The following is a 6,966-nucleotide window of genomic DNA, read 5'->3' on the forward strand; positions in this document are numbered from 1 at the left end:
CGGCGGCCATCGCGCTCGGCGCCGGGGGAGCCGGCGCGGCGGCGACGCTCGCGCTGGGCGGCGACTCCGACCCGCTCGCCGGACCGGCCGCGGTCGCCGGGGTCTCCACCAAGGGGGACGCCACGACCGCGCAGGTCGCCAAGGCCGTCCAGCCGTCGGTGGTGTCGCTGCGGACCGTCTCCCCGTCCGGCGAGGGCACCGGCTCCGGCGTCATCCTCCGCGCGGACGGGATGATCCTGACGAACGCGCACGTGGTGTCCGGGGCGCGCCAGGTGACGGTGAGGTTCAGCGACGCGCGGACGGCCCCGGCCCGGATCCTCGGCGTGGACTCCGCGCACGACATCGCGGTGGTCCAGGCGCGGGGCGCGTCCGGGCTGCGTCCGGCCGTCCTCGGCAACAGCGCCAAGCTGGCCGTGGGCGACCCGGTGCTCGCGGTCGGGAGCCCGCTCGGCCTGGACGGCTCGGTGACGTCCGGCATCGTGTCGGCGCTCGGCCGCAGCATCCAGGAGGGCGACGGCGGTGACGGCGGGGACGGCGGGCAGGACCCGGCGCCGTTCCTCCAGGGTCGCGACACCGCGCGGCGGACCACGGTGATCAGGAACGCTATCCAGACCGACGCGGCCATCAACCCGGGCAACTCCGGCGGCGCGCTGGTCAACGGCGCGGGCCAGGTCATCGGCGTCAACACCGCCATCGCGACGTCGGGCGACGGCTCGGGCAGCATCGGGGTCGGGTTCGCCATCCCGATCAACGACGCGCGCCGGTCGGTCAACCGCATCCTGGCGGGCGGCTCGGTCTGAGCCGCGCCGACGGCGGCAGGAATCACCGAGCACATCGACTCACCACGGGACGGCGCCCGACCACGGGCTCTGGGGGGAGCGGGCGGACGGGCCCGTCCCGAGGTGGTGACGGATCACGGGGATCCCCGTCCCCGGCGGTCCGTCGAGCGGGAGCACGGCCGTGCGGACTTGAGGGAGTCGGCACGGCCGTGTCCTTTCGTTCCGGCGCGCGCCGCGCGTGCGGCCCGGCCGGACGCCGGCGGGAAATGGGGAGGACATGACCGCGGCCGGACGGGGATAATCACCGCATGCCCGGCATCATCTCCGTCCGCGACTCGGTCTTCATCCCGGAGACCGAGCTGACCTGGCGCTTCTCCCGATCGTCCGGGCCCGGCGGACAGCACGTGAACACCAGCGCGACCGCCGCCGAACTCAGCTTCGACGTCGCGAACTCGCCGTCCCTGCCCGAGCCGCTGCGCGCCCGCGCCCTGGAACGGCTGGCCGGACGGCTGGTCGGCGGCGTCCTGTCGATCCGCGCCGAGGAGCAGCGGTCGCAGTTGCGCAACCGGGAGGCCGCCAAGGCGCGGCTCGCGGCCGTCCTGTCGGACGCGATCGCGCCGCCGCCGAAGAAGCGCATCCCGAAAAAGGTGCCGCGCGGCATCAACGAACGGCGTCTGGAGAACAAGCGCCGCCGCTCGGACGTCAAACGCGGTCGATCAACCCGCTGGTCCTGAGTTCGCCCGCGGGAACGCCTCGCGCGGCCGGTCCTTATCCCGTCGGAAGGACGTCCGGCGGCGTGATTTCGGCCCGGCGCGGACGCCGTGGCGAACGCGTCCGCGCCCATTTAAATGATCTTGATAATGGCGGCGGACGGCTCGCGGACGCCGGTCAGCGCAGTTCGCGGACGGCGCGCAGCGCGGCCTTCCGGACCGCTCCCTCGAGGGTGTCGATGTAGACCTTGCCGTCCAGGTGGTCGGTCTCGTGCTGGAGGCAGCGGGCGAAGTACCCGGTGCCCTCCACGCGGACCGGACGGCCGTCCTTGTCCAAGCCCTCCACGACCGCACGGGCGTGGCGCGGGGTGGCGAAGCGGTGGCCGGGGAAGGACAGGCACCCCTCGTCCTCGGTCAGCGGCTCACCGTCCGCCTCGACCAGCCGGGGGTTGACGACGTGGCCGGTGTGGCGGCGGCCCCGGTCGTCCGCGCAGTCGTAGACGAACAGGCGCAGCGGGACGCCGATCTGGTTCGCGGCCAGCCCCGCGCCGTTCTGCGCGTCGAGCGTGGCGAACATGTCGTCGATCAGGCGTCGGAGGGAGTCGTCGAAGGTCCGGACCGGGTCGCAGGCGGTGCGCAGCACCGGGTCACCGAGCAGGCGGACGGGTCGTACGGCGGCCATGACCCACGATCGTACAAAGCGGCCACACGCCGGAGAACGCCCAGGACGGGCAGGGAAACCCGACCCCGGAAAGGGGAGCGCCGCCGTCCCGCTGGGAACGGCGGCGCTCAGCCCCTGCTCGCCCGCTGGGCCTGCGGGGTCAGTCGAGGGTGTCGGCCTTGGGCTCGGTGTCGCGGACGGGAGCGGGCGGGACGGCCTTGGCCTGCGGCGATACGGCCTTGACCTGCGGTGGTACAGGCGGCGTCGCGCCGTGCTCGGGACCGTGGACGTCGTCTCGCGGGGACTGGGCGTGCGCGGGCGCGGGAGCGGGCGGGGCCGGCGGCGGGGCGGTCCGCGGGATGCCGGACACCGGCTTGGCGACGACCGGCTCCGGTGGGCCGGCGGGCGCCTGCCCCGGCGCGGGCGGCTGGTGCTGGTGCTGGTTCTGCGGCGCGACCGGCCGCTTGCGCGCCGGAGTGCGGCTGACCTCCTCGACCATCTTCTCCAGGGGGCCCGCGTCGTTCTCGACGGTGAGCAGCCGGTGCAGCGTCTCGGAGATCTCGGTGAGCCGCTGGAGCGCCTGGGTGTGGTTCTTGGTGAGGTGGTTCAGGCGCTGCGTCGCGCCCTCGTTGATGACGTTGGCGCGGCGCTCGGCGGACGTGAGGGTGCGCTCGGCCTCCAGCCGCGCGCCGGTCACCGTCTGCTCGGCCTCCTGCTTGGCCGCCGACAGGACGCCGTCGGCCTCCTTCTTGGCGGCGGCGAGCACCTGGTCGGCTTTCTCCCGCGCGTGCGCGAGGTCGCGCTCGGCGAGCCCGCGGGCCTCCTCCAGGATCCGGGTGGACTCGTGCTCGGCGTCCTTGCGGATCTGGGCGCCCCTGGCCTCGGCGTCGGCCAGCTTCTCCTTCGCCTCGTCCTCGGCGAGGTTGATGATCTGCCGGAGCCGGTCGGACAGGTCGTCGCCGGTGGGCTTGCGCGCCTCCCGGACCTCGGCCATCTCCCGGCGGGTGCGCTCCACGTCGTCGAGCGCGCGCGCGAGCCGGGCCTCCAGCTCGCGGATCTGGTTCTGGCTGCGGGCGATGAACTCGTCGACCTGGCGGCGGTTGTAGCCGCGCATGACGATCTCGAAGGATTCCTCCCGGAGGAGGTTCGGCAGGATTTCCGCGTCGTTGCTCATGATGCCTTGGGGGTCGATGGCGGGGGGTGAGGATCACCCCTTGCGGGATCAGGGACGGCTCGAGGAAGTTCGGCATCGACTGTTGTCCGGTCCACCCCATTCGCGCAACCGGAATGCCGTTCTCGCTGCCGTTTCTTAACCAGAGCCTGGAAGACAAACTATCGAATCACGGGAAATACCGCCCCCTCGGCACCGCGCCCCCGGCACCGCCCCAGCGACGCCCCACAGCACTACACCCCAGCCCAGCACCGCGACCCAGCACCGCGACCCGGCACCACGGCCCGGCACCACGACCCGGCACCGCATCCCGGCACCGGGGCCGGACGCGTCGCGGCGGGCGCGCGTCCTACGATCGGCGGCATGGACTACGTGGGTGCGCTGGACGAGGACATGCCGGAGATCCACCCGGACGCGTGGATCGCGCCCGGCGCGGTCGTGGTCGGACGCGTCCGGCTCGGCCGCGCGGCGAGCGTCTGGTACGGCTCGGTGCTGCGCGGCGAGGACGAGGAGATCGTCGTCGGGGACGAGTGCAACATCCAGGACCTCAGCTGCCTGCACGCCGACCCGGGGATGCCCGCCGTCCTGGAGGACCGGGTCAGCCTCGGCCACAAGGCCATGGTGCACGGCGCGCACGTCGAGACCGGCTCGCTCATCGGGATCGGCGCGATCGTCCTGAACGGCGCGCGCATCGGCGCGCACACGCTCGTCGCGGCGGGCGCGCTCGTCCCGCCGGGCAAGAAGATCCCGTCCGGCGTGCTGGTCGCGGGGACGCCCGGCAAGGTCGTCCGCGACCTCACCGACGACGACCGGGCCGTCCTGGAGTACACGCCCGACGTCTACATGAAGAAGGCCCAGCGCCACGCCCGCGCCACCTGGCGGAGCTGACCCCCGAGCCGATCCCACGCGGCGCGCCCCCCGGCAGTGCCGTCCATCGGACGGGCGCGGGCGGGGAGCAAACAGGGAGGAGTCGGCGGAGGGCGGCAAGGGTTGGGGATTCCTTGACGCGGCTACGATGACCCCGTGGTGTGGGGACCGGGACGAGGGAACGCCCCACCGCCCGGGCAGGATCCGTTCGCGGCGGCCGAACGGGACACCAGGGCGATGGTGGCCGCGGGGTGGTGGCAGTCGGCGCCGCCCCAGCAACGCCAGCACGCCATCGCCGGGCGCGTGCTCGCCCTCCCGGACGGCACGTGGTGGCTGTTCGGCGCGTGGGCGCGGTGGTACCGGCTGCAGCCCTCGGACGGCCAGTGGTACCTGTGCCCGCCGCCGCACTCGCCCGCCGTCCGCGCCGGTGCGCGGCCCGCGCAGTACGCGGGCGGGCAGCCTCCGCAGCTGCCCCCGCACGTGGTGCCCGCCGGGCCCGACTTCTCCTACGACCCGTCGCCGTCGCTGACGTTCGTGCGGCGCGGGTTCGCGCCCGAGCTGACCGCCCGGATGCGCAGCACGCTCGCGTCCGCCGCCGCGCTCGCCCCCGAGGAGTACCCGCACGACGGCAAGGTCTTCACGACCCGGACGCCGTCCACCGTGCTCGCCGCGTGGGGCGTGATGCTGTGGTGCGCCGCCGCGCCCGCCTTCGACTCGCGGCACGACGCCCAGATGGCCGGGCTCTGGAAGCGCTACCGCGCGGTCCCGCTGCCCGAGGTGGACGGCCCGCGCTGGCTCACCCCGCCGCCGCTGTCGCAGCTCGTCGGCCTGTACGCCGAGCGGCTGCGCGCCGGGCGCGTCGACTCGGCCGTCGTCGTCCTGCGGACGATCTGGGCGACCGCCAGCGCGCTGCGCGACGATCCGCGCTTCCAGGCGCGCGGCGACGCGCTGCTCGCGATGGCGGGCGCGACGCTCGGCAACCCGACCGTCGACTACGGCGCGCTGCCGTACGGGGACGAGGCGATCGTCCAGCAGTGGCTGACCCGCTGCCCGCCGCACCTGGTGCCCGCGCTGCGCTCGGAGAGCTCGCCGGGCGACAGCTTCCGGCACGCCTTCTACACCTTCGCCGAGGCCGTCGCCGACATCACCGGCGACGCGTCCGACCCGTCCTACATCGAGCCGCGGATGGTCGCCGCCGCGCTGCTCGGCGCCGACCTCGCCGTCGTCCGCGAGGACGTCGCGGCCTCGATCGTCCCCTGGCTGGACCCGGAGATCCGGTACACCGTGCAGGCCGTGATGAGCCGCACCGGGCATCCGCTGCGGCGGCTCTGGCCGGACGACCTGGCCCTGGCCGAGCCGCTGCGGTCGGCGGTCGCCGCGTCCGGGGAGGGTGCCGACTCGCTGCTCGCCGCGATGTACGAGCTCGACCTCGCGTGGTGCCGCCTCGCCGGGGGCATGCCCGCCCGCCCGCGCGGATTCCCCACGCCGAACGCGATCGTCGCGGGCATCATCGGCGCGGAGCGGACGCGCGCGACCGCCCGCACGAGCACCGGCATCGCGCTTCCGAAGAAGAACGCGCACGCCCAGCCGCCGTCGCCCTTCGGTCTGCCGGTCCAGCCCGCGCAGCCTGGACAGCCCCCGCAGCCGCCCCAGTCGCCGTACGCGCCACCGGGAGCCGCCGGGGCACCCGGGGCGCCCGCCGGGCCGCCAGGGGCTGGAGAGCCCGCACAGCCCTTCGGGCAGCCACCTGTGCCCGGGCCGTACGGCATGCCCGGCGCTCCAGGCATGTCCGGTCCGCCGCCCCTGGGCGGCGCGCCCGGCGCGCCCGGCGCGTTCGGTCCTCCCGGTCCTCCGGGTCAGCCCGGTGCGCCGGGGCAGCAGCACGTCCAGCCTCCGGTGAACCCGGACCAGCCGTTCGTCCAGCCGCCCGCGCAGGCCGACCGCGCGTTCGCGCAGCCCGCGCCCGCGGTCGATCCGCACCCCGTCGCGCCGGTCCCGCACGTCCCCAGGCCCGCCGTCCCGCAGGACGAGCAGCAGGAGAGCTTCGCGCCGCCCTACACGGCCCTCGGCTACCAGCCCTCGTCCGGCGCGCCCGCCTCGCCTCCCGGACGGTTCGCGCCGACGCCTCCGGCGAACCCGGGCGCACCCGCCGCCTTCAACCAGCCCGGGTTCGACCAGCCCGGGTTCGACCAGCCCGGGTTCGACCAGGCAGGGTTCGACCAGGCAGGGTTCAACCAGCCGGGAGCCGACCAGGCGGGGGTCTACCAGTACGCCGCCCCGCCGGTGCCGTCCCACGGCGAGGCGGAGGAGTCGACCAAGCCGGACGCGTCGCCCCCTCAGGACGGCAAGGAGGCGTCGCGCCCGCCGTACACGGCGCTCGGCTACGCGCCGTCCGGCGGCGCGCCCGCGCAGCCGCCCATGCAGCAGGCGCCCATGCAGCAGGCGCCCATGCAGCAGGCGCACATGGCGCAGCCGCCGATGCCGCCGGCCGGGCAAGGGCGTCCGCCGGGTTCCGCGCCGGAGCCGGGTCGCTTCTCCGAGGAGCGCATGCCCGACCCGCCCGGTCGGCCGGGCCGCTCCCCGTATCCGGGTGGCTTCCACCAAGGCCCTCCGCCGGGCGGGCACGACCAGATCGATCCGCACGGCACGCGGTTCGACGAGCCGTCGACGTCCCACCGGCAGCCGCCGAACCGGCAGGCACCGCCCCCGGCCGCGCCCGGCGGGCCCGACCCCGCCGGGAACCGGCCGCCCGAGAAGGCGCCGCCCCGGACGCGCGTC

The 6,966-nt window shown here is 75.2% G+C and carries 6 protein-coding genes; 4 read left to right on the forward strand and 2 right to left on the reverse strand.

Translation table 11 applies throughout. The annotated features are described in order from the left end of the window. On the forward strand, positions 1–800 hold an 800-nt coding region (locus DZF91_RS09315; RefSeq protein ID WP_117357072.1), incomplete at its 5' end, for a S1C family serine protease. 287 nt (positions 801–1,087) lie between these two features. Beyond that, a complete protein-coding gene (gene arfB / locus DZF91_RS09320; protein WP_117357073.1) occupies positions 1,088–1,513 on the forward strand; it encodes an alternative ribosome rescue aminoacyl-tRNA hydrolase ArfB in 426 nt (141 codons plus the stop codon). Between the two features lie 154 nt (positions 1,514–1,667). On the opposite strand, the gene def is transcribed toward arfB, so the two are convergent. Further along, a complete protein-coding gene (gene def / locus DZF91_RS09325; protein ID WP_117357074.1) occupies positions 1,668–2,171 on the reverse strand; it encodes a peptide deformylase in 504 nt (167 codons plus the stop codon). Positions 2,172–2,310: 139 nt separating this feature from the next. Beyond that, positions 2,311–3,324: a DivIVA domain-containing protein gene (locus tag DZF91_RS09330; RefSeq protein ID WP_117357075.1), complete on the reverse strand. Its 1,014-nt coding sequence runs from the start codon at positions 3,322–3,324 to the stop codon at positions 2,311–2,313. Between the two features lie 360 nt (positions 3,325–3,684). Between DZF91_RS09330 and DZF91_RS09335 the strand changes: the two genes are divergently transcribed. Both DZF91_RS09335 and DZF91_RS41915 read left to right on the forward strand, forming a co-directional pair. Continuing rightward, positions 3,685–4,209 carry a gamma carbonic anhydrase family protein gene (locus DZF91_RS09335; RefSeq protein WP_117357076.1) on the forward strand — a complete coding sequence of 175 codons (525 nt, stop codon included), beginning with the start codon at positions 3,685–3,687 and terminating at the stop codon, positions 4,207–4,209. A 135-nt stretch (positions 4,210–4,344) separates the two neighbouring features. Then, positions 4,345–6,966, forward strand: a 2,622-nt coding sequence (locus tag DZF91_RS41915) for a hypothetical protein (RefSeq protein ID WP_235834183.1), incomplete at its 3' end; no start/stop codon positions are given.

The sequence above is a fragment of the Actinomadura logoneensis genome (genome assembly GCF_003428695.1).
GTDB classification, from domain to species: Bacteria; Actinomycetota; Actinomycetes; order Streptosporangiales; family Streptosporangiaceae; genus Spirillospora; species Spirillospora logoneensis.

Excerpts from the sequence above, each read along its gene's own strand:
- arfB (WP_117357073.1), top strand. The coding sequence starts at position 1,088 with ATGCCCGGCATCATCTCCGTCCGCGACTCGGTCTTCATCCCGGAGACC.
- def (WP_117357074.1), bottom strand. The coding sequence starts at position 2,171 with ATGGCCGCCGTACGACCCGTCCGCCTGCTCGGTGACCCGGTGCTGCGC.
- DZF91_RS09330 (WP_117357075.1), bottom strand. The coding sequence starts at position 3,324 with ATGAGCAACGACGCGGAAATCCTGCCGAACCTCCTCCGGGAGGAATCC.
- DZF91_RS09335 (WP_117357076.1), top strand. The coding sequence starts at position 3,685 with ATGGACTACGTGGGTGCGCTGGACGAGGACATGCCGGAGATCCACCCG.